The 20,041-nt window shown below is 69.2% G+C and carries 22 protein-coding genes and 1 tRNA gene; 13 read left to right on the top strand and 10 right to left on the bottom strand.

What is annotated here, in order from left to right:
• The first annotated feature begins 1 nt into the window (after position 1).
• Complete coding sequence (locus JWQ05_RS10035; RefSeq protein WP_299658164.1) at positions 2-2,470, top strand: branched-chain amino acid ABC transporter ATP-binding protein/permease; 2,469 nt, start codon at positions 2-4, stop codon at positions 2,468-2,470.
• On the opposite strand, the gene JWQ05_RS10030 is transcribed toward JWQ05_RS10035, so the two are convergent.
• A complete protein-coding gene (locus JWQ05_RS10030; RefSeq protein WP_299658162.1) occupies positions 2,452-3,045 on the bottom strand; it encodes a transcriptional regulator in 594 nt (197 codons plus the stop codon). The genes JWQ05_RS10035 and JWQ05_RS10030 overlap by 19 nt on opposite strands.
• Positions 3,046-3,317: 272 nt before the next feature.
• Between JWQ05_RS10030 and JWQ05_RS10025 the strand changes: the two genes are divergently transcribed.
• The 6 genes from JWQ05_RS10025 to JWQ05_RS10000 all read left to right on the top strand — a co-directional run bounded on the left by JWQ05_RS10025 (position 3,318) and on the right by JWQ05_RS10000 (position 7,404).
• Positions 3,318-4,196, top strand: coding sequence for a phosphatase PAP2 family protein (locus tag JWQ05_RS10025; protein WP_299658160.1), 879 nt, complete (start codon positions 3,318-3,320; stop codon positions 4,194-4,196).
• Positions 4,197-4,335: 139 nt separating this feature from the next.
• The gene (locus JWQ05_RS10020) at positions 4,336-4,728 is read left to right on the top strand and encodes a hypothetical protein (protein WP_299658158.1); all 393 of its coding nucleotides are present in this window, start codon (positions 4,336-4,338) and stop codon (positions 4,726-4,728) included.
• A 112-nt stretch (positions 4,729-4,840) separates the two neighbouring features.
• Positions 4,841-6,319 carry a YdiU family protein gene (locus JWQ05_RS10015; RefSeq protein ID WP_299658156.1) on the top strand — a complete coding sequence of 493 codons (1,479 nt, stop codon included), beginning with the start codon at positions 4,841-4,843 and terminating at the stop codon, positions 6,317-6,319.
• Positions 6,320-6,346: 27 nt separating this feature from the next.
• Complete coding sequence (locus JWQ05_RS10010) at positions 6,347-6,790, top strand: DUF4267 domain-containing protein (RefSeq protein ID WP_299658154.1); 444 nt, start codon at positions 6,347-6,349, stop codon at positions 6,788-6,790.
• Positions 6,791-6,813: 23 nt separating this feature from the next.
• On the top strand, positions 6,814-7,107 hold the full coding sequence (locus tag JWQ05_RS10005; RefSeq protein ID WP_299658223.1) for a hypothetical protein: 294 nt from the start codon (positions 6,814-6,816) through the stop codon (positions 7,105-7,107).
• Between the two features lie 108 nt (positions 7,108-7,215).
• The gene (locus tag JWQ05_RS10000) at positions 7,216-7,404 is read left to right on the top strand and encodes a hypothetical protein (RefSeq protein WP_299658153.1); all 189 of its coding nucleotides are present in this window, start codon (positions 7,216-7,218) and stop codon (positions 7,402-7,404) included.
• Positions 7,405-7,493: 89 nt separating this feature from the next.
• Here the strand turns inward: JWQ05_RS10000 and JWQ05_RS09995 are convergent, their stop codons facing one another.
• Complete coding sequence (locus JWQ05_RS09995; RefSeq protein ID WP_299658151.1) at positions 7,494-8,831, bottom strand: adenylate/guanylate cyclase domain-containing protein; 1,338 nt, start codon at positions 8,829-8,831, stop codon at positions 7,494-7,496.
• Between the two features lie 70 nt (positions 8,832-8,901).
• Positions 8,902-9,387 carry an MmcB family DNA repair protein gene (locus JWQ05_RS09990; RefSeq protein WP_299658149.1) on the bottom strand — a complete coding sequence of 162 codons (486 nt, stop codon included), beginning with the start codon at positions 9,385-9,387 and terminating at the stop codon, positions 8,902-8,904.
• A gap of 203 nt (positions 9,388-9,590) precedes the next feature.
• Between JWQ05_RS09990 and JWQ05_RS09985 the strand changes: the two genes are divergently transcribed.
• Positions 9,591-10,001: a hypothetical protein gene (locus tag JWQ05_RS09985; RefSeq protein WP_299658147.1), complete on the top strand. Its 411-nt coding sequence runs from the start codon at positions 9,591-9,593 to the stop codon at positions 9,999-10,001.
• Here JWQ05_RS09985 and JWQ05_RS09980 read toward each other — a convergent pair.
• A complete protein-coding gene (locus JWQ05_RS09980) occupies positions 9,998-10,798 on the bottom strand; it encodes a cobalamin-binding protein (RefSeq protein ID WP_299658145.1) in 801 nt (266 codons plus the stop codon). The genes JWQ05_RS09985 and JWQ05_RS09980 overlap by 4 nt on opposite strands.
• 6 nt (positions 10,799-10,804) lie before the next feature.
• Positions 10,805-11,326, bottom strand: a complete 522-nt coding sequence (locus tag JWQ05_RS09975) for a DedA family protein (protein WP_299658143.1) — start codon at positions 11,324-11,326, stop codon at positions 10,805-10,807.
• A gap of 193 nt (positions 11,327-11,519) precedes the next feature.
• Between JWQ05_RS09975 and pdxY the strand changes: the two genes are divergently transcribed.
• The 3 genes from pdxY to JWQ05_RS09960 are packed head-to-tail and all read left to right on the top strand — an operon-like array spanning position 11,520 to position 14,025.
• The gene (pdxY, locus tag JWQ05_RS09970; protein ID WP_299658141.1) at positions 11,520-12,368 is read left to right on the top strand and encodes a pyridoxal kinase PdxY; all 849 of its coding nucleotides are present in this window, start codon (positions 11,520-11,522) and stop codon (positions 12,366-12,368) included.
• A gap of 33 nt (positions 12,369-12,401) precedes the next feature.
• Positions 12,402-13,298, top strand: coding sequence for a PhzF family phenazine biosynthesis protein (locus JWQ05_RS09965; RefSeq protein ID WP_299658139.1), 897 nt, complete (start codon positions 12,402-12,404; stop codon positions 13,296-13,298).
• The gene (locus JWQ05_RS09960; RefSeq protein ID WP_299658138.1) at positions 13,291-14,025 is read left to right on the top strand and encodes an NUDIX hydrolase; all 735 of its coding nucleotides are present in this window, start codon (positions 13,291-13,293) and stop codon (positions 14,023-14,025) included. The genes JWQ05_RS09965 and JWQ05_RS09960 overlap by 8 nt, the downstream gene beginning before the upstream one ends.
• Here JWQ05_RS09960 and JWQ05_RS09955 read toward each other — a convergent pair.
• From JWQ05_RS09955 to JWQ05_RS09935, 5 genes are all read right to left on the bottom strand, one after another.
• On the bottom strand, positions 14,016-14,357 hold the full coding sequence (locus tag JWQ05_RS09955; protein ID WP_299658136.1) for a hypothetical protein: 342 nt from the start codon (positions 14,355-14,357) through the stop codon (positions 14,016-14,018). The two genes, JWQ05_RS09960 and JWQ05_RS09955, sit on opposite strands and share 10 nt — an antisense overlap.
• A gap of 141 nt (positions 14,358-14,498) precedes the next feature.
• Positions 14,499-14,984, bottom strand: a complete 486-nt coding sequence (locus JWQ05_RS09950; protein ID WP_299658134.1) for an SRPBCC family protein — start codon at positions 14,982-14,984, stop codon at positions 14,499-14,501.
• Between the two features lie 241 nt (positions 14,985-15,225).
• Positions 15,226-15,816, bottom strand: a complete 591-nt coding sequence (locus tag JWQ05_RS09945) for a TadE/TadG family type IV pilus assembly protein (RefSeq protein ID WP_299658132.1) — start codon at positions 15,814-15,816, stop codon at positions 15,226-15,228.
• Complete coding sequence (locus JWQ05_RS09940) at positions 15,813-16,304, bottom strand: TadE family protein (protein WP_299658130.1); 492 nt, start codon at positions 16,302-16,304, stop codon at positions 15,813-15,815. Before JWQ05_RS09940 ends, JWQ05_RS09945 begins: the two co-directional genes overlap by 4 nt.
• The gene (locus JWQ05_RS09935) at positions 16,301-17,395 is read right to left on the bottom strand and encodes a pilus assembly protein TadG-related protein (RefSeq protein WP_299658128.1); all 1,095 of its coding nucleotides are present in this window, start codon (positions 17,393-17,395) and stop codon (positions 16,301-16,303) included. Before JWQ05_RS09935 ends, JWQ05_RS09940 begins: the two co-directional genes overlap by 4 nt.
• 774 nt (positions 17,396-18,169) lie before the next feature.
• Between JWQ05_RS09935 and JWQ05_RS09930 the strand changes: the two genes are divergently transcribed.
• Entirely contained in the window at positions 18,170-19,747 is a 1,578-nt protein-coding gene (locus JWQ05_RS09930; RefSeq protein ID WP_299658126.1) for a 2-isopropylmalate synthase, read from the top strand.
• 102 nt (positions 19,748-19,849) lie between these two features.
• A tRNA-Lys gene (locus tag JWQ05_RS09925) sits at positions 19,850-19,925 on the top strand.
• The last annotated feature ends 116 nt before the right edge of the window (positions 19,926-20,041 follow it).

The raw sequence follows: 20,041 nt of genomic DNA, 5'->3' as shown, positions 1-20,041 counted from the left end.
CATGCAGACCTTGCGCGCGCCGGCCGCGATGCCGCTCACCATCGTGGCGCTCACGCTGGCGGGATGTGCCCTGGTGGCGGCGACCGGTGGCTACAGCCACTTCGTCATCGCCCTGGTGGCACTCACCACCGTGGCGGGGACGGGGCTGAACGTTCTGCTGGGCCTGACCGGGCTGATCTCCTTCGGCCATGCGGGCTTCTACGCCATCGGGGCCTATGCCAGCGCGATCCTCACCGGGGCGGGCCTGAACTTCTGGCTCGCCGTGCCGGCGGCCGGCCTGCTCTCGGGCCTCGTCGGGATCGGGCTCGCGATTCCGGCCATGCGGGTGAAGGGGCCCTACCTCGCGATGGTCACCATCGCGTTCGGGTTCATCGTCGAGCACGCGCTGATCGAGGGCGGCGCGCTCACCGGCGGCCAGAACGGTCTCGTCGTCACCGCCGGCCCGATCCTGTTCGGTCACGTTTTCGCCGAGCGCGACCTCGCATTCCTCGCGGTCCTCGGCGCGGGCCTCGGTCTCTATGGCTTTCATCGCCTTGCGTTGAGCCGCCTCGGCGGGGCGATGCGGGCGGTGCGCGACGCCGACGTGGCGGCCGCCTCCCTCGGCTTCGATCCGGTACGGGTGAAGACCCTGGCCTTCGCGATCTCGGCCGCGCTCACGGGCCTCGCCGGCGCGGTACTGCCGCCCCTGATGCTGTTCATCGCACCGAGTTCGTTCCCGTTCTCGCAATCGATCCTGTTCGTCCTCTCCGTCGTCGTGGGCGGGGCCGGCACCGTGCTCGGGCCCCTGTTCGGCGCCCTCGTCACCGTGCTGTTGCCCGAGACCCTGGCGGGCTTGGCCGAGTATCGGCTGCTCTTCATCGGGCTCGCCACGCTGTTCGTGATCTGGCTGGTAACGTCGGGCCTCGTCGGCAGTGAGGCGCGTATCATGCCCCGAGCTCGGAGCGCGGACGTGCCGCGAAGCGCGGACTTCGCCACGCTCCTGGGACAGCGCGGGGGTGACGCCCTCGTGGTCGAGGGTATCGGCATCAGCTTCGGCGGCATCCGCGCGGCCGAAGGCGTCTGCGTCACCGCGCAACCAGGCGCGGTCACGAGCCTGATCGGGCCCAACGGCGCCGGCAAGACCACCGTGCTCAACATGATCTCGGGCTTCTACCGGCCCCAAGCCGGGGCGATCCGCCTCGGCACGCGCGATCTCGCCGGTGCCCCGGCGCATGCCATCGCGCGGGCCGGCATCGCCCGCACCTACCAGACCACGCGCCTGTTCGGCTCGGCCTCCGTCCTCGACAACGTCGCCCTCGCCGTCGAGCCGGGCCGCCTCTGGCGTCGCTCACGCGCCGGGGACCGGGAGGCCGCCGCCGCCCTGCTGGCCTTCGTCGGCTATGCGGGCGCCCTCGACCGACCGGCCTCGGAACTCCCGCACGTGGACCGCCGCCTCGTGGAGATCGCCCGCGCGCTCGCCGGCCGGCCCCGCATCCTCCTCCTCGACGAGCCCGCCGCCGGCCTCACGCGTGCCGACACCGACGGCTTGGGCGGTCTCCTGCGCCGGATCGCCGGGCAGGGCGTCGCCGTGGTGCTGGTGGAGCACGACATGCCGCTCGTGATGAGCGTCTCCGACCACATCCTGGTCATGGATGCCGGCCGGCCGATCGCCCAAGGAACACCCGCCGCGATCCGGCGCGATCCGGCTGTGATCCGCGCCTATCTCGGCGGGGCCGATACGCCGGCGCGTCCTCGCGCCACGCCCTGGCGGGGGCCCGCCGACGCGGTGCTCTCGACGCAGCGCCTCACCGCCGGCTACGGCGCCGCGCCCGTCCTCGACGCCCTGACTCTCGAAGTCCGCCCTGGTGAGACCGTGGCGCTCCTCGGCGCCAACGGGGCCGGCAAATCCACGGCCATGCGCGCGCTCGCCGGCCTGCTTCGCCCGGTCGAGGGCGGCATCGTGCTGGAGGACCGGGCCATCGCGGGACTTCCGGCCCAGACGATCGCCCGCCTCGGCCTCGCCCTGGTGCCGGAGGGCCGGCAGGTCTTTCCCGAACTCACCGTCATCGAGAACCTCCGCCTCGGAGCGCATGGCCGTGAGGACCCGATCGATCCGGCCGAGATCGAGGTGCTGCTCACCCGTTTCCCGCGCCTGCGCGATCGCGCGGCGAGCCGGGCGGGCCTGCTCTCGGGCGGCGAGCAGCAGATGCTCGCCATCGCGCGCGGGATGATGGCGCGCCCGCGCATCCTCCTCCTCGACGAGCCGTCGCTGGGCCTGGCGCCAGCGATGATCAACGCCCTCTACGCCGTGGTGGCGGACCTGCGCGACCAACGCGTCACCATCCTCATCGTCGACCAGATGGCGGCGCTCGCGCTGACCGTGGCCGACCGGGGCTACGTTCTGGAACAGGGCCGCGTCGTCACCGCCGGTACCGCCGCCGAGCTCGCCGCCGACACGGGGCTGGAGGCCGCCTATCTCGGGGCGGCCTGACGCGCATCAGGGGCGCTGTCGCGCAGAAAAGCTTCCGCCCGAGCCCGTGCGCGCTGCCAGCGCCGCCACTCGCGCCGGGCATCCGACAGCGCCCGGTGCTCGGGGGATGGATCGTCCTTCGCCTCCCGCCGGAGGTCCGCCATCACGCGGCCCGCGACCCCGTCGCGGTGGCTTGCCGCCAACCCGCCCGCCGCCAGGACATCGAGGACGGCGCGGCGCTGCGCTTCGGCCGTCGCGTTCAGCCGAAGGGCGTGCCGAGGCAGGCCGGACGCGCGCAGAAGCCGGCTGAGCCATTGGCCGTCCCAGGAGGGCGCTGAGGCGTAGACGGCCGCGTCCCTCAGGGTCGTGAGCATGTGCAGGGCCACCCAATCGTGCGGCACACCCTCTCGCATCAGGCGCTGGCGCGGAATGCCGTGGACCGCCTCGGCCTCGGGTGCCCAGTCCGTCCAGGCCGGTGCGGGGCGGATCAGGAAGCTTTCCGACGCCCCATCCGCGAAGACCCACGCGACCTCGATCGGGTAGCTGGCCTTGCCGAGGGACGACGCTTCGAAATCCAGGAATGCGATGCGGGTCATGGGCGGCTTCACCGAGGGAAACGTCGGCGCGGGCGCGCCGCCCGGAAACCAACGGCCGGGAAGTCGAGTTCCGGCTTCGACGAACCAGCGAAAGGGTCCGGGTGAGCGACGCAACACCGATTTCCCTGCCCCCACGGGGTGGGGGCGCCTGGCTCGCAAGGCATCTCTGGCCCGAAGAGGACGCGTCCGCCCGCTCCAGGCCGCGAGGACCGATCGGCCACCTCGACCCTGTCCGGTCTGCCCTCGCCGCGCCGCATCCGGGCCTGTGGGTCGTGGCTCTCGCGATCACGCTCCTCGACGCCGTCTGGCTCACACGTTCCGGCATCACCCTGGTTCCGGACGGTTTCGTCAGGGCGGCGGGCCTCGTCGCGGCGTTGCTCGCGCTGGCGTTCCTGTTCGGGCCGATCAAGTCCGAGCCGAAACTGCGGACGATGGCGCTGGCAAGCGCCGGCCTCATCGCGATCACGCTGCCCATCGCCGTGCTTCACTACCTTACCGCAACGTGGAGTCTGCCCCTGGCCGACCCGCAACTCGCCGGTTTCGAGGCGGCCATCGGCTTCGACTGGCCCGCCTGGCTCGGCGTGCTGGAGGCGCATCCGGGCCTGGCCCGGTGGCTGGCCCTGGCCTACCACACGAGCGGGCCGCAGGTAGGGCTCACGGTGGTGGTTCTGGCGGCCACCCGGCGCGTCGGCCGGCTCTGGGCCTACGTGCGGATGTTCGGGGTGCTGCTTCTCGCCGTGGTGGCGATCGCCGCCCTGGTACCGGCGGCCGGACCCTTCGCGCATTACGGCGTCACCGCCTTCGCGGAGGGTTCCCTCGAGACCACCGGCGCCCTCTGGCACCTCGACGCCCTGACAAAACTGCGCGCCGGAACGATGCAGACCCTGGCGCTCGGCGACATCCGCGGTCTCGTGACCTTCCCGTCCTTCCACGTCTGCCTCGCGGCCCTGACTGCCTGGGCACTGGCGCCGGTCCGGGTCCTCGGCCCGGTGGCGGTCGCGCTCAACGCGATCATCATGGTGGCGACGCTCGGCGCCGGTGGGCACTACCTGCCCGATCTCCTCGCAGGCCTCGCCCTTTCCGCCCTCGTCATCGGCGGCCGCGCGGTTCTCGACCGGCGCCGGCTCGCCCAGGTGCCGGGGCGGAGGTGAACCCCCCCGATACGGCTGGCGTTCTTCTCGTGAACGAGCGTGCTTGCCGACATCGCCGATGCGCCTGGACGTCCGCGCTTGCTGTCGGCGAAGCCGTTCAGCGCCCCGCCTCACCTAGGCCCGTCGGAAAGGATCGCCCATGCGCTTCCCCACCCGCGATCTGCGTATGCCCATTCTCGGCCTCGCCGTAGCGCTCGTCTCCATCGCCGGCCTGCCGCTGCCGGCGTCCGCCCAGAGCACCGGCTACGTCACGGGCTTTCCGGGCAAGGACCCGGCTGGCGACGACGAAATCGGCTGGGGGCCGGCCTATCGCCCCGAGACCAGCTTTTCGCAGCCCGGCACGCCGCCGACGCCGGGGGATCAAGCCGGCGCCGCCCATCGCGCCCGCACCGGACGCGGGCCCTACGATGCGGTCCAGGGCAGCGGCATGCGCGGCGCCCGCTATGCGCCGGACCCAGAGATCGACCGGGTGCCTCGGCCCAGTCGGCGGGCGGCCCGTCACCCGTCCCGGAATCGGGACCTACCGCGCTGAAGCCGATGCGGACTACCGCCGCGATGGCTGCCATGATTTGCCTTGGGCGCCGGCGCGCGCCACCTGAGGCACGACACGCGCCGACCGCCGAGCACACGGGATCACCCCCTCGATGACACCCGCCATTCCCTTCGCCAACACCTATGCCCGCTTGCCGGAGCGCTTCTTCGCGAAGGTCTCGCCGACGCCGGTTGTCGCGCCCCGGCTCATCCAGGTGAACCGGAAGCTGGCTGATCTGCTCGGGATCGATCCCGACTGGCTCGCCAGCCCGGAGGGCGTCGCGGTGCTGGCGGGCAACCGGGTGCCCGAGGGGGCCGAGCCCCTCGCCATGGCGTATGCCGGCCACCAGTTCGGCAACCGCGTGCCGCAACTCGGCGACGGCCGCGCGATCCTGCTCGGCGAGGTCTTGGGCCGCGATGGCATCCGCCGCGACATTCAGCTCAAGGGTTCGGGACCCACACCGTTCTCGCGCCGGGGCGACGGGCGCGCCGCCCTCGGGCCGGTCCTGCGCGAATACGTGGTCAGCGAGGCCATGGCGGCTCTGGGCATCCCGACCACCCGCGCTCTCGCCGCTGTGCTCACGGGCGAATCCGTGATACGCGAGACGATGCTGCCCGGCGGGGTACTGACCCGCGTCGCCACGAGCCACATCCGCGTCGGCACCTTCCAGTTCTTCGCCATGCGGGGCGATGTCGACGGAATACGCGATCTCGCCGACCACATCATCGGCCGGCACTATCCGGACCTGATTGAGGCGGAAAACCCCTACCGGGCGCTGCTCACGCGGGTGGTCGAGCGGCAGGCGGACCTCGTCGCGCGCTGGCTCCTCGTCGGCTTCATCCATGGGGTGATGAACACCGACAATTGCGCAGTCTCCGGCGAGACCATCGATTTCGGCCCTTGTGCCTTCCTCGACGCCTACGATCCGGCCGCCGTGTTCAGCGCCATCGACGAGCAGGGCCGCTACGCCTACGGCAATCAGCCCGGCATCCTGCACTGGAATCTGACACGCTTCGCCGAGGCGCTGCTCCCTCTTCTGGCGCCCGAGACCGAGGACGGCATCGCGGTGGCGCAGGATCTCCTGGCCGCTTTCGGGCCGCGCTTCGAGGCAGCCTATTACGGGGGCCTGCGGGCGAAACTCGGCCTCACCACCGTGGAGGAGGCCGACATGACCCTCGCGGGCTCTCTCCTCGAGGCGATGAGCGCCAACCACGCCGACTTCACCCTGACGTTCCGCCGCCTCGGAGACGCCGCCCTCGGCTTGGAGGGCGATGCGGCCATCCGCACCCTGTTCGACGATCCCGGTGCCTATGATTCCTGGCGGACCGGCTGGCGGGCCCGGCTCGCGAAGGAGCCCTTGGATCCGGCTGAGCGTCGGGCGGCGATGAACCGGGTCAACCCGGCCTTCATCCCGCGCAACCACCGGGTCGAGGCGGTGATCGAGGCGGCGATCTCACGTGACGACTTCGCGCCCTTCCACGAGCTCGTGACGGTGCTTGCCAAACCCTACGACGACCAGCCTGCCTTCGCGGCCTATGCAGACCCGCCGCAGGCGCACGAGCGCGTCCTTCGCACGTTCTGCGGCACCTGAGTCCGTCCGAAGCGTGGGGCCGGGCCGATGAGTTTCGAGGGCGAGAGGACCGAGGTTTCATCCCGTCCTGCGCGGGGATGGCGCCTCGCGTGCATCCTCGGTCTCGCGGCGGTCTTTGCCGGGCTGGCGTTGCTCTTCGTCCTCGCCCCGAGCATCGGTGCCGCGATCTTCGGCTTGCCCGCGCCGGAGGGCGTCGCGGTCGGCTATGTCCGGGCCATTGGGTTTCGCGACGCGGCGCTCGCGCTGATGCTCGCGGGGCTCGGGTGGCGGGCGCGCCAATCCGCCGTCGTTCTGGTCCTGCGCGTGAGCCTCGTGATCCCCGCCTGCGATTTCGTGCTCGTCGCATCCTCCGGTCCGTCGAACTGGCCGATCGCGCTGCATCTCGCGAGCGGGATCGTCCTTCTTTCTCTGTCGTTCTGCCTGCAACGCCCGGCGCGCGAGCCAGAACCGGCTCCCCGCCCGCGAGGTTGATCATCCACAGAGGAGATCCGCTCATGGCCGAGGCGCAGACGCCCACCACCGCTTTCCCGTCCCGGGCGATCGACGAGGGATCGCGCGACGCCGCCTCGGCGAACGCGGGCGGGCTGGCCTCCGGGCCGCGTGACACCGCGAGCGGTAGGATCAGGGAGACGCCCGCCGAGCCGATGGATCGGCTGGGCACCGAGGGCGCCATCGACGGCCCGCGCCTGACGCCGCAGGGCCGCACCGGCGAGGACGCGTCGGGTGAGGACGAGACCGATCCGATGGGCGGGGTGAAGACAGGTCAGACCGACAAGGCGGAGGGCTGATCCGCCGCGCTGCGATGGCGGATCGGGAAAGGCTCCGCAACGTGGTTTTCATCGGCTTTGGTATATCGTATTCCAAAGTATTCCCGCGTCACAGCAAGGGGTGCATCGATGAGCCAGACACTGAAGCCGGATCGCCCGATCTGGCCCCCCATCCCGGAGACGACCGTACCGCCGGACACCGCTCCGGCCGAGGCCGAGCCCACCGAGCGGGATGCCGCGTCCGCCGATCGTCCGGCGCCGGAATCCGCCGCCGGCAAGTTCAGCGCCTTCGAGGGATTCGGCTCCTTCTCCGGCTGAACGGACCCGCTCGTCGACGCCGACCGGGGCGCCGACGAGCCATCGCCGACCGGCACCGCTGGACTGCGTGGCTCCGGAGGTCGACTCATTTACGGAACGGGCATGGCGGCCCGATGCTCCGGCGGCGCTGCGGCGGCCTCGCTCCAGGATACGGCGAACAGAAGAAGGTCGCGGGTGTCGCGGCAATCCGAGGGCGGCATGCCCGAGAGGTGAAGGGTGGACCGGATCGCCGGGCTCAGCAGGCGGACGACGTCGTCGGAGGCCGCGAGCGTCAGGTCCGCCGCCTTGGCTCGGGCCTCGATCCGCGCGAGCCGGTTCATCGCGGTCCCCAGCACCGTGAACTCGGCCCTGTATCCATCGTCGAAGACGCCGACCAGAACCTCGCCGGCATGCAGCGCCATGGTGACACGCAGTTGCGGGCGGCCTTCACGCTCGCGCTCCGCATTCAACCCGCCGAGGCGTGCCGCGATCGTCTGGGCGCAGGCCAGGGCGGCTTGCGCTTGCGCCTGCGGTCGCCCGACGATGAACTGCGCCAGGATGCCGTCGCCCACATACTTGTCGACGATGCCACCGTGCTCCGTGACGGCCACGTGGGTCAGGGCACGGACGTCGAGCAGCGCCCGCACCACCTCCTCCTGGGCGTGATCCCGCGAGAAAGCCGAGAAGCCCCGCAGGTCGAGGCCGAACAGGCATGCGTGGCGGGACTGGACGGTGCCGACGCCGCCGACTTCCGCCAGTTCGCCTGCCACCCGGCCCGGCACGAAGCGCGCGAGGTTGGTGCGCTCCCGCTCCATCCGCAGGGCCGTGGTCACCGCCGCCTGAAGGCGGCGCACCCCGTCGATGACGACGACACTCGCGGCCAGGAAGGTCAGGAGGCCCGGCACCTCCTCCGCCAGCGTCACATGGGGGCCAAGCAGGGAGCTTTCCGCGGCCAGGACGACCAGCAGGATGGTGCCGCCCCAGGCCAGACTCACCAGACCCGCGAATGCGGCCGTGTGCCAGACCCGCATGGTGAGCCCCGTCTGGAGCAGCAGCAGGAAGGCCGGCAGGCGGCTCACCGCCGTGGCGGTCTCCTCCGTCTCGGCGGACCCCATCAGCATGTGCTCGACCACCAGGAGCAACGCCACGCCGGCATTGAGCAGTGTCGCGGTCCAGGCCAGCCATTCCGTCGTGCGCTCCGCCTCGCCGGCGCGATGCGATGTCCGCCAGTCGGTGATCCCGAGACCGAGGGAGACGAAGGCGTAGATCCCCAGCCCGATCCCATGAAGGGCCGAGTGGTTCGACCCGTCGTAGCCCTGCGCCGTGGCGAGCAGCACCAGCACGATGAGGAGATGCAGGACCAGAGACCGGCGCCCCGAGGCGGCCTGGAGCCCACGCAGGATGGCGGGATCCCCCAGGTTCGGACGGCGTCGGACTGGTAGGCGCATGACGGGGCGATCGATCTGGACGGGGGCGGCTCCTACCACACCTCGCGCAAGGCCGGCACCGCCCGCAGCTTCAGAGCGCTCCCTCGCGGATGGCGCCGGGGTCGGCCAGGGCATGCAGCAGGCGTGCCGCACTGTGGGCAAAGCGCAGGGTCACGGCCTTGCGCCGGGCGCCGCTCAGGGCGTGATCCGCCGGATCGCGCAGGATGGCGCCGCCAAAAGCGTCGGCGACGATGAGGCCCGCATCCTCCGGCGTCAGGGTGGTGGAGAGCGTCTCGGGGATCGCGAAATAGAAGCGGTCGCAATAATCGCGGTAGTCCGGCCATTTCCGGTCGGCGCGGAAATCGGCCACGCTCGACTTGATCTCCACGATGGTCAGCCGACCGGCCGGGCACAGGGCGATGACGTCGGCGCGCCGGCCGTTGGCCAGGGAGAATTCCGGGATCGTGACGTGCCCGAGTTCGGCAAAGAGCCGCCGGACCCCGCGCTGAACCTGGAGCGCGGTGGCCGACTGGCGCCGGTCGGGCGGGAGAATGACGTTCGCGAGGGCTGCTGACATGCGGTTCTGATGCGTGGACCACTGTCCCGAATCGGGACCTCGCCCAGGAAATCAGCCGCCATGCGGCTTGTCACCTGCGACCCGGTTGCGCGCATCGATCGGCCGTGTTCGGATCATGGCGACGGTGAGCGGATTTCGGCCCGGGAGACACGGACCTGCTTGACGATCGGCTCGAGGAACGGGAGCGGGCCACCGGCCGCGTCGTGCGTGAACTGCAGCGTCTGGAAGCGCTCGCCGCGCGTCGGCGATGGCGCGTACGCGTCCTGCGAGGCCTGCGTGGGTCCCTCGGGGCCGGCGCCACCCTGGCGACGCTGATCAAGCTGAAGCTGGCGGGATCCCTCGCGCTCAAGCTCGGGATCGCCGCCCTCGTGGGGCTCGGACTCGCCTGGCCCTTCGTTGCCCTGGCGGTGCTCTTCGTCTTCGGCCTCGTGCTGGCGATCCTGAGCCTGTTCGGGGAGGGCAACGTCGAGTGTCCCGACGGATCCTGCGATTGCGGCTGCGACCGGCGTGAGAAGCGGGCGGCTCGGCTGAAGCACCTCATCGCCCAGCGGCGGGCTTGGCTCGACGCGCCTTCGGGGGCTGCTCCGAGCGTCCTGCATCCGCGCCTTCCCTAGGGCACGAGGGCTTCCTTCACGGGGTGCAGGGCTGCGCGGATCGCGTCGAAGCCATCGGTCAGTGCGGCGGGCCCCGGCTGGAGGATCAGCGGCGACTTGATCTCGTGGATGCGCCCTGAAGCCACGGCCGGGATCGCGTCCCAGCCCGGACGTGCGCGGATGCGGTCGGGGTTCACGCGCTTTCCGCACCAGGAGGCGAGGATCACGTCCGGCCGCGCCGCGATCACGGCCTCCGGCGTGACGATCCGGTCCTTGGCCGCCGGCTGGCGACTGAGATCGGCGAAGACATCGTCGCCTCCCGCTTGCGCGATCAGGTCCGAGACCCAGCCGATGCCCGAAATCATGGGCGCGTCCCATTCCTCGAAATAGACACGCGGCCGCGGCCGGCCGAGGTTTTTGGAAGCCGCGTCGTCGATGCGCCCGGAAAGCCGCGTGGCGAGGGCATCGGCTTCCCCCGGCGCGCCGACCAGCGCCCCGAGGGTGCGGATCATCGCGAGGCAGCCGGGCAGATCGCGCTGGTTGAAGAGGTGCACGGCGATGCCCGCGCGGGCCAGATCGGCCACGATCTTAGCTTGGAGATCGGAGAAGGCGAGGACGAGGTCCGGGCAGAGCGCCAGGATCTTGGGAATGTCCGCGGAGGTGAAGGCCGAGACACGCGGTTTCTCCCGCCGGACCCGCGCCGGCCGCACGGCATAGCCGGACACGCCGACGATGCGGTCCTCCTGCCCCAGCAGGTAGAGCGTCTCGACGGTCTCCTCCGTCAGGCAGACGATGCGCTCGGGCGGAAACCGGCGCACCGCGCCTCAGCCCTTGAAATAGGCGAGCAGCCCGGCGCCCGGTGCCAACATCAGAAAGGCCCAGGCGAGGGCCGAAGTCACGTTCGCGATCTGGAACGGCAACCGCTTGACCCCGAACACACCGGCGACCAGCGGGACGACGGCGCGGGCCGGGCCGATGAAACGGCCGATCACGATGCCGCCGGCGCCCCATTTCCGGCAGAACGCCTCCGCGCGTTCGACGATCGCGGGGTAGCGCCGCATGGGCCACATCTGCTTGGCGCCCTCCTTGTAGTGGTGCCCGAATTCGTAAGAGACCCAGTCGCCGAGCGCCGCCCCGAGCGCCCCGGCGAGCATCACCGGCCAGAACGGGATGCCGACCGTCCCCATCAGGGCACCGATGCCCAGCAGCAGGACGGTGGCGGGCACCAGCAGCGAGAGGAACGCGAGGGATTCGCAGAAGGCGAGAACGCCGACGATGAGCGGTGTCCAGGCCTGGTTCGCCTCCACGAAGGCGAGGGTGCTGGAGCGCAGGGAATCGAAGTCCATGGATCTCGCTTGTCGTCGCGGGCGTATCGCTGTGGCTTAAGCTCTGTGCCAGGGCAAGGGCTCTGCGCCAGGGCAAGAGCTCTGCGCCAGGGCAAGCGGCCTGGATCGCGGTGAGGGGTGCGAGGGCAGGAAAAACTGGAGTAAGGGCTTGGCCTGACCGATCCGTCGCCGTGGGCCTACCGGAGAGACCGGCTTGAACATCCTCTCGATTCAGTCGCACGTCGCCTTCGGCCACGTGGGCAACGCCTCGGCGGTGTTTCCGATGCAGCGCCTCGGCGTCGAGGTCTGGGCGATCCACACGGTGCAGTTCTCCAACCACACCGGCTACGGCGCCTGGCGCGGGCGGGTCTTCGACGGCCCTGCGATTGAGGATCTCGTTGCCGGCATCAAGGAGCGCGGCGTGCTCGGCGCTTGCGATGGCGTGCTCTCGGGCTACATGGGCTCGGCCGATATCGGCACCGCCATCGTGGCGGCGGTGGCCTCCGTGCGCGCGGCCAACCCCAAAGCGCTCTATGCCTGCGATCCCGTGATGGGCGACACGGACCGAGGCATCTACGTGCGCCCCGGCATTCCCGAATTCATGCGCGACCAAGCGGTGCCCGCCGCCGATATCGTGACGCCGAACCAGTTCGAGCTGAATTACCTCTCGGGGCTGCCCACCGGTACCTTGGCGCAGGCCAAGCACGCGGTGGCCGCGGTCCAGGCGCTCGGGCCGCGTGTCGTCCTCGTCACCTCCCTCGTCACCGACGACACCCCCGCCGAGGCCATCGACCTGATGGCCGGTGAGGGCGGCCGGTTCTGGCGCCTGCGCACGCCACGCCTGCACCTCGACGTGAACGGGGCCGGGGATGCCATCGCGGCGCTTTTTCTGGTGCATTACGCCCGCACCGGCTCGGCCGCCCTGGCGCTCGGCATGGCGGGTGCCTCCGTCTACGGGCTTCTGCGGCGCACGGCTGAGGCCGGTTCGCGCGAGATCCTCACCGTGGCGGCCCAGGACGAGTTCGTGGCGCCGAGCGAGACGTTCCCGGTGGAGACGGTCTAAGCTCCGGGGAGCATCCGCCCGGAGAACCCGCCCATGCCGCGCCGCTTCGTGACCCTCGACGTCTTCACCGACACCGCGCTCACCGGAAATCCGCTGGCCGTGGTGCTGGATGCCGAGGGGCTCGACTCGGCCGCGATGCAGGCGATCGCGGCCGAGTTCAACCTCTCCGAGACGGTGTTCGTGTTGCCCCCGGAGGTGCCGCGCCACCGGGCGCGCCTGCGCATCTTTACACCGGCCTCCGAGTTGCCCTTCGCCGGCCATCCCACCCTCGGCACCGCCGTGCTCCTGGCGCTGCGCGACCGGCGGGCGGGCCTGACCGACGCCGTGGCCTTCGGGCTTGAGGCGACGCTCGGCACGCTGGCCTGCGTGGTCGAGCCGGGCGAAGGGCGCGGCACTGGACGCTTCAAGATGCCGGTGCTGCCGGAATTTCTCGGCGACGGGCCGGCGGCGGCCCTGGTGGCCGCTGCCCTCGGCCTGGAGCCAGCGGAGATCGGTTTCGCGCGCCACGCGCCCAGCAGGCACGGGGCGGGCCCAAGCTTCCTGTTCGTGCCGGTCGCGACCCGGGCGGTCCTCGATGGTGCCCGCGTGATGTCGGCCGCCCTCGATGAACTCGGCCCGCCTGTGGCACTCTATTGTTACGCACCGGACCCGGAGGGCGTCGGTCATCGCTACCAGGCCCGGATGTTCGCCCCTCAACTCGGTATCTCTGAAGACCCGGCCACCGGCTCGGCGGCAGCGGCGTTTGCCGGCGTGATGATGCAGTTCGAGCCCCTTGGGGACGGCGAGCACGACATCGTCCTGCGCCAGGGCGTCGCGATGGGCCGCCCCAGCACCATCGGGGTGCAGCTCTGCATCGAGGCGGGCGCCCTGCGCTCCGTGGAGATCAGCGGCAGCGCCGTGCTCGTCAGCGAAGGAACCCTGCTTGTCTGACGCCTTCTCGCTGAAACGCCTTCGTCGCCTCACCGCCCGGCTGGTTCCGCATCGATGGGTCTGGGCCGAAGACAACCGGGATGCCATCGCGCAGAACTGGAACCGCCGCCGTGCCGCCGCGCCGAATATGTTCGACGGCTCGGTCCTCCTGGCCTGCGCCTGCCGGATCGAAGGTGATGCGTGTGATGTCGACCTGTTCGAGACCGCCTACTCGCGCTTCCTCGGCTTTCGCGACGCGGGCTCGCCCGATTCAACCGTGACCAACGCCTTCGCGGCTGTGGTGCCGTGGACGGCGGACGGAGCCGCGCTTCTCGGCATCATGGGCTGTCACACCGCCAATGCCGGCCAAGCCTACTTCCCCTGCGGCACGCCCGACCGGAACGACCTTCGCGACGGCGATTGTGTCGATCTCGCCGGCAGCGCGCTGCGAGAACTGCGCGAGGAGACGGGCATCGTCTTGGAGCCCAGCATCGTCTTGGAGCCCGGCAAGCCGGAGGATTGGGTCCTCGTCAGCGGACACGGCCAGAGGGCCTTTCTGCGTCCCATCCGGTTTGCCGAGGACAGCGCGACGCTTCTCGCCCGCATGGAAGCGCATCGCCAAGCGGAGAAAGCCCCGGAGCTCGCGGGCTTCCTGGCCGCTCGGGGACCGAGCGACATCGATGCCGCCCGGATGCCTGGCTTCGTGCGCGCCTATCTGGCCCACGAATTTTCCGGTCGCTACGGGTAGCCGTAGCGTGCCTTCGCCGCCGCGAGCAGGCCGAGCGCCTCGCGCTCGCGTCCACCCTGGCAGGCGCCCGCCGCATTGCGAAGGTCTGCGCTGAAACGCTCGCCCACGGGTGAGTTCAGGTTGCCCGTGGCGACGTCGCTGTCCACCACGGCCTGGGTGCGGGCGATGGCCGGACCGCAGCCGCTGCCTTGCGGAAGGGAGGCGACGGCCGGTGTGGCGACCGCCGGCGCGGCGGTGGGCGCCGACGCGGTCGGCTTGCAGGCACCGAGCGATACGGCGGCGAGGAGGGTGGCGACGGCGAGGCTGACGCGGGACACGGGGGCTCCTGACATCACAGCGCGCCGTGGCTACGGCACAGCTTGGATCAAGGCCGGTTCTGGCCCGTGCCGGACGGCCGGTCAATCAGCCCAATGGCGGCTTTTCGCGTCGGGCCGAGGGGAGGGCGGCAGTGGGGCCGCCCTCGAGCCGCAGGCTCATTTCGCCTTGTCGGCGATCGCCTTCAGGCCGGAATCGTAGATGCCCGTGATGGCATCGACCGCGACCGGGTCCGGCGCGCCCTTGGCCTTGAAGCTGCCGGTCCAGTTCACCGTGGAGCCTGTGCCCTTCGGTACGACGGAGATCGTGGAGCTGTAGTCGGTCACCGGCAGCGGCCCGGAGACGATGGCGTAGGTGTAGCTCATGGCCTTGTCGTCGCGCGCAGTCTGCGACTCGACGATGGTACCGCCGCCCTTCAGGTTGAGGGTGCGCAGGGTCTTGCCGCCATCCTTGGACAGGGCGCACTTCTCGATAGCCGGGTGCCATTGGCCGATCCCGCAGAAATCGCCGATCGTCGACCAGACCTTGGCCGGGGGCGCCGCGACGTCGACGGACTTGGCGACGTCGAGGGCGAAACCCGGCACCGTTCCGGCCAGAAGCGCGAGGGCGGGGAGCGCGAGGGTGCGCGAAAGCGTCCGCTGCATGATGGGGATTCCTTCCTGGTTTTTCTTGCGACGTTGTTGTCGCGAACTTTTATCGTGGGCGGACGGATTGTTCTGGCCGCCGGGCCGTGTGCGGCCCACTCGCCAAGCTAGGCGGCGATTCCGGAACGGCAATGCGTGCGGGCGGAACTTCCCCAAGCTTTCGCGCTGCCGGGCATGGCAATGGCGGCATGAGATCCTTCGTTCAGGCGCTCGCGGCGCGAATGAGTGTCGCGGCACGATGTCAGGTTGCGCATGCGTAGCCGTCGCCGTTCCCCCGAACATCGACCGTATATTGCCGGAAGATCGCGTTGGAACTCGACATGTAGGTGTAGACGAGTTGCGGAAGAAACGGCTTGTAGGTGATCGTCAGGTAGGCGAGGGCGCCCGCGTCGTTGTCCTTGAGAACGGACAGGGCCGACGTCTGCATGTCGCCTTCGAGATAGGTCATGTTGCCGGGACACATCCGGATCGCGCCGCTGACGCGCTGAATCGATGCCATCCCGAAGGTCACGTCGGGAAAGTTCACGAGGACGTTGGGCATCCGGTCCTTGAGCAGGTTCATGGTCGCGGTCACGCAATCGGTGCCCCGCCACGCCAGCGCGGTGTTCGTCGTCGTGTTGGCCGGACAGGACGTCAGCGTATGCGTCAGGAAGGTCGAGGCGCGCTCCGCGTCACGCTTGGCGTAGAACATGAAGCTGAGGTCGAGGGTGACGGCGAAGAGGGTCAACAGCACCGTGCTGATGAGGGCGAACTCCACCGCGATCGCGCCGTCGCGCGCGGCCCGGAAGCGAGGGAGGAGGCCAAGGGTCGTGATGCGAGGCCGCCACTTCATGGTGTCGGGCGCCTGAAGACCACCGAGGCCTTCACCGTGAGGGTCGGGAACATCGGCAGGATGTTGATGACGCTGGACGAGGAGCGCAGCAGAAGCACGTCGTTTGTGGAGCCGGGATCGAAGATCGTCCCGGTGATGGGGGTCGCGCTCGTGGGCACGTTCGCCAAGGGCTGCATCTCCAGCTTGAGGGTGTCGAGGCATGTCTGGGAGAAGATGGTCTGGGCGCAGAGGATGTTCTTGTAGGCCTCCTTCTGCCCGAGCAGCAGCGCCGTCTCGGGACTGGCCGCGGATTGGTAGAGGGCATCGCTCAGGGTGCTGCGCATCACGTGAAAGCTGAAATATTGCAGGATCGAGAGCAGGATCAGGATGAACGGCAGGCAGAGCAGGCTGAACTCGACTGAGGTCGCGCCGCCGGTCTGGCGCAGGATCGAGCCGGAACGCCGGTCCGCCCGGGTCGAGGCAGCCCGCGCGCGGAGCCTCGACCTCATGGGCAGGTGCCGCGACAGATCCGGAGATAGTCGATCAGACCTCCATAGGTATCCTGTCGTCCAGCCGCCCTCCAGCTGACCCGGTAGGTCCCCTGCCGCGTCACCGTGAAGTTGATCTTCCGCTCGATCCAGGCATTGGCCCAGATGCAGGCATCGAGAAGATTGGACTGCGTGAAGTTCGCGTCCGACTGTCCATCGACATAGACCTCGATCCGGAAGGTCTGGCCGTCGTCCGTCGCCTCGCGGACGGTAGATTCCTTGAGCGCGCGCGCAGCGAAATTGTCCCGGGCCGTGCCCTTGGGCTTGGTCAGGTCCGAGCAGATCGGCTGCGTGCCATATCCGCTCGTATCGATGTAACCCTGCCGGGCCACGTACCAGTATCGGATCTCGTGATCCCCTGCGTCCAGCGCCATCGTCCGCGTCATGGCGGAGTTGGCCTGACAGTTCGCGGTGTTACGATTGGCGGAGGTGCTGCAATCGCTGTCGAGTTCGGCAAAGAAATCGCCGTTCTTCACGGCGTTGCCCGCGAGTGCACGCTGTCCGTTGATCTCCACGCCGGCATTGGTCGTGGTCCACCCGTTCCAGTTCTTCAGAACATCCCACGCGTTCGGCGCGACCGAGTGGTTGACCTCGAACGACTCGGAAAAGAGCAGCTTGGATTCGCCTGTCCCGGTCCCGTCCGAGACCGGGATCAGTGGGCAATCACGTGAGACGGAGAAATCCAGGTTCGGCTGCGGCAGGAACCCGCTCAGCACGGATTTGAAGGTTCCGGCGTTCTCCACGTGAACGTTCGTCAGCGAGATCGTCGGCGTTTTGGAGACCACATCGGTGATTGCCTTCTCCTTCAGGTTGGCGGTCATAATCGTCTGGATGTCGGGTGTATAATTCTTCGTCAGATCGGTCTTTCGCTGCGTCCTGACATAGATTGCCGCCTGATTGCAGGCGAGTTCCGTGGCGCTGGTCAGTCGTTGCTTGTAGGCGGTGGCCCGCGTCATCTCGACTGCCCCGCTCACCGCAGCGAGGAGCACCGGCAGCGCGAGGGCAAAGATGACGGCGATCGAGCCGGAATCGTCGTCGTTGAATGTCGTCACCGGTTCCGACCTGCCCACACGTATGCGTTGCCGGCCAAAGTCTCGGTGAAACGCTAAGACTTCGTGACTCGACACCGGAGTTTTGCGCTTAGCCAGGGTTTTTCGCCGCGTCTCTGTGCGACGATCCGTGGTTTCGGAAATTCCCTGCGAGAAAGTATCGCCGGCCTGCCAGATCAGGCTGCGGTTGCTACCTAATGCAGCAGGAGATCCTCTGTCGCGTATCTTAAGACCAGACGCTTTGTACGATTGCCGACGAAAGCGGTGCCGCCGGGCCCACGAAATTGCTTGCCGTTCTCGAAAGGTATCCAGGCCGATCTCGGGTCGCTCCGGCCGATCGCGGGCCTGCCTCCGTGCCCGGGAACCACGCTCGACAGCCTAGGATTGCGCAGTCGGTGTCTCCAGCAAGGATGCATGCGTCCGAGCCTGCGCCGAAGCTTGTCAAGCCGGCGTTCAAGGTCTACGGAACTCGCCTTCGCAATGGCTTCGCGCGCCCCTTAGACGTGCCGTTGCCCCTCGGGAGAGACGAGCCTTGGCCAGCGCCGGCTCCACGCGCCGCATTACCGCCGCCGCATTCGCGGTCGTGCGGTCGCGCGCGTCTCTTGCCGCCCTGCTTCTCCTTACCCGCCCCTGAGGGCCGTCCGGGCGCCTGCGCCTGGGCTCTCAGGGGATTGTCTTTCACGAGACCCGCGCCGGCATCGCAACGCCGCACGGGCTGCCTCGACTCCAGAGGTGCCGTTCCCCGACCGGGACAGCGCCGCGACAGGATTTTTCCACATGACCGCTTCCGCGATTCCGGTACCCCAGGCGACGCCCAAGGACCGCGTCCTGATCTTCGACACCACCCTGCGCGACGGCGAACAATGCCCCGGCGCCACCATGACCCTCGACGAGAAGCTGGCGGTCGCCGAACTCCTCGACGCGATGGGCGTCGACATCATCGAGGCGGGCTTCCCCATCGCCTCCAACGGCGACTTCGAGGCCGTGGCGGAGATCGCCCGTCGGGCCAAGCGCGCCACCATCGCCGGGCTGGCGCGGGCCATTCCGGCGGACATCGCGCGGGCCGGCGAGGCGGTACGTGCAGCGAGGCGCGGGCGTATCCACACCTTCGTCTCGACCTCGCCGATCCACCTCGCGTACCAGATGCGCAAGTCCGAGGACGAGGTCGTCGAGATCATTCTGAAGACCGTGGCACAGGCCCGCGACTTGGTCGAGGACGTGGAATGGTCGGCCATGGACGCGACCCGTACGCCGATCGATTATCTCTGCCGATGCGTTGAGGCGGCGATCCGCGCGGGCGCGACCACCATCAACCTGCCCGACACCGTCGGCTACGCCACGCCCGACGAGTACCGCCAGATGTTCCGCGACGTGCGCGGGCGGGTGCCGAACGCCGACAAGGCGATCTTCTCCGTGCATTGCCATGACGACCTCGGGCTCGCCATCGCCAACTCGTTGGCCGGAGTCGAGGGCGGCGCCCGCCAGGTGGAATGCACGATCAACGGCATCGGCGAGCGCGCCGGTAACGCCGCTCTGGAGGAGATCGTCATGGCGATCCGCACCCGCAGCGACGTGATGCCCTACGAGACCGGCATCGAATCGACGATGCTGACCCGCGCCTCCAAGCTCGTCAGCCACGCCACCAACTTCCCAGTGCAGTACAACAAGGCCATCGTCGGCCGGAACGCCTTCGCGCATGAGAGCGGCATTCACCAAGACGGCATGCTCAAGCACACTGAGACCTACGAGATCATGACGCCCGCCTCGGTTGGCGTCGCCAAGACATCCCTGGTCATGGGCAAGCATTCAGGGCGCGCCGCCTTCCGCGCGAAGCTGGAGGAGCTCGGCCTGAGCCTCAGCGACAACCAGGTTCAGGACGTGTTCGAGCGCTTCAAGGCGCTCGCCGATCGCAAGAAGCATGTCTACGACGAGGACATCGAGGCGCTCGTCGATCAGAACCTCGCTACGGCGCATGACCGCATCCGCCTCGTCTCGCTGTCGGTGATCGCCGGCACGCGCGGGCCGCAGCGCGCCACCCTCAAGCTCGATATCGAGGGGCGTGTCGTCACCGAGGAGGCCGACGGCAACGGGCCTGTGGATGCGGTCTTCAACGCGATCCAGGCCCTCGTGCCCCACGAGGCCGACCTCGAATTGTATCAGGTCCATGCGGTCACCGAAGGCACGGACGCCCAGGCCGAGGTCTCGGTCCGCCTGAAGAGCGGCGAGCGCAGCGTCACGGCCCGCGGTGCCGATCCCGACACCCTCGTGGCCTCGGCTCGCGCCTACCTCTCGGCGCTCAACAAGCTCTCCGCCTCGGCGACCCGCCTGCACGCTCAGAGCCCAGCCTCGGCTTAGCCGAGAAAATATCGCCCCGGGGGTGGACACCCCCGGGGGCCTTTGGTATCAGCCCCCTCGTCGAGGCGGACTTGGTGGCCGCAGCGACCGCCGCAAGGCGATGGGTGCATAGCTCAGTTGGTAGAGCAGCTGACTCTTAATCAGCGGGTCCAAGGTTCGAACCCTTGTGCACCCACCAAGCATTTCAATAACTTAAACGAATTTGCAGCCCAGCCTTAGCAGACTGGGGCTGCAACTGGGCTGCAACGGATCCATGCTGGCATGTTCGCTGATCCGTCATACTCACATCACTTT

Source organism: Methylobacterium sp., from assembly GCF_028290105.1.
Taxonomy (GTDB): Bacteria; Pseudomonadota; Alphaproteobacteria; order Rhizobiales; family Beijerinckiaceae; genus Methylobacterium.
The sequence above is the reverse complement of the archived record's forward strand: the minus strand, read 5'-3'. Positions and strand labels throughout refer to the sequence as shown.

Coding starts and splice junctions, on each gene's coding strand:
- JWQ05_RS10020 (WP_299658158.1), top strand. CDS start 4,336: ATGCGCTTCCCCACCCGCGATCTGCGTATGCCCATTCTCGGCCTCGCC.
- JWQ05_RS10030 (WP_299658162.1), bottom strand. CDS start 3,045: ATGACCCGCATCGCATTCCTGGATTTCGAAGCGTCGTCCCTCGGCAAG.
- JWQ05_RS10000 (WP_299658153.1), top strand. CDS start 7,216: ATGAGCCAGACACTGAAGCCGGATCGCCCGATCTGGCCCCCCATCCCG.
- JWQ05_RS09990 (WP_299658149.1), bottom strand. CDS start 9,387: ATGTCAGCAGCCCTCGCGAACGTCATTCTCCCGCCCGACCGGCGCCAG.
- JWQ05_RS09950 (WP_299658134.1), bottom strand. CDS start 14,984: ATGCAGCGGACGCTTTCGCGCACCCTCGCGCTCCCCGCCCTCGCGCTT.
- JWQ05_RS10035 (WP_299658164.1), top strand. CDS start 2: ATGCAGACCTTGCGCGCGCCGGCCGCGATGCCGCTCACCATCGTGGCG.
- JWQ05_RS10010 (WP_299658154.1), top strand. CDS start 6,347: ATGAGTTTCGAGGGCGAGAGGACCGAGGTTTCATCCCGTCCTGCGCGG.
- JWQ05_RS09940 (WP_299658130.1), bottom strand. CDS start 16,304: ATGAGGTCGAGGCTCCGCGCGCGGGCTGCCTCGACCCGGGCGGACCGG.
- JWQ05_RS10005 (WP_299658223.1), top strand. CDS start 6,814: ATGGCCGAGGCGCAGACGCCCACCACCGCTTTCCCGTCCCGGGCGATC.
- JWQ05_RS09945 (WP_299658132.1), bottom strand. CDS start 15,816: ATGAAGTGGCGGCCTCGCATCACGACCCTTGGCCTCCTCCCTCGCTTC.
- JWQ05_RS09955 (WP_299658136.1), bottom strand. CDS start 14,357: ATGTCAGGAGCCCCCGTGTCCCGCGTCAGCCTCGCCGTCGCCACCCTC.
- JWQ05_RS09965 (WP_299658139.1), top strand. CDS start 12,402: ATGCCGCGCCGCTTCGTGACCCTCGACGTCTTCACCGACACCGCGCTC.
- JWQ05_RS09995 (WP_299658151.1), bottom strand. CDS start 8,831: ATGCGCCTACCAGTCCGACGCCGTCCGAACCTGGGGGATCCCGCCATC.
- JWQ05_RS09930 (WP_299658126.1), top strand. CDS start 18,170: ATGACCGCTTCCGCGATTCCGGTACCCCAGGCGACGCCCAAGGACCGC.
- JWQ05_RS09975 (WP_299658143.1), bottom strand. CDS start 11,326: ATGGACTTCGATTCCCTGCGCTCCAGCACCCTCGCCTTCGTGGAGGCG.
- JWQ05_RS10015 (WP_299658156.1), top strand. CDS start 4,841: ATGACACCCGCCATTCCCTTCGCCAACACCTATGCCCGCTTGCCGGAG.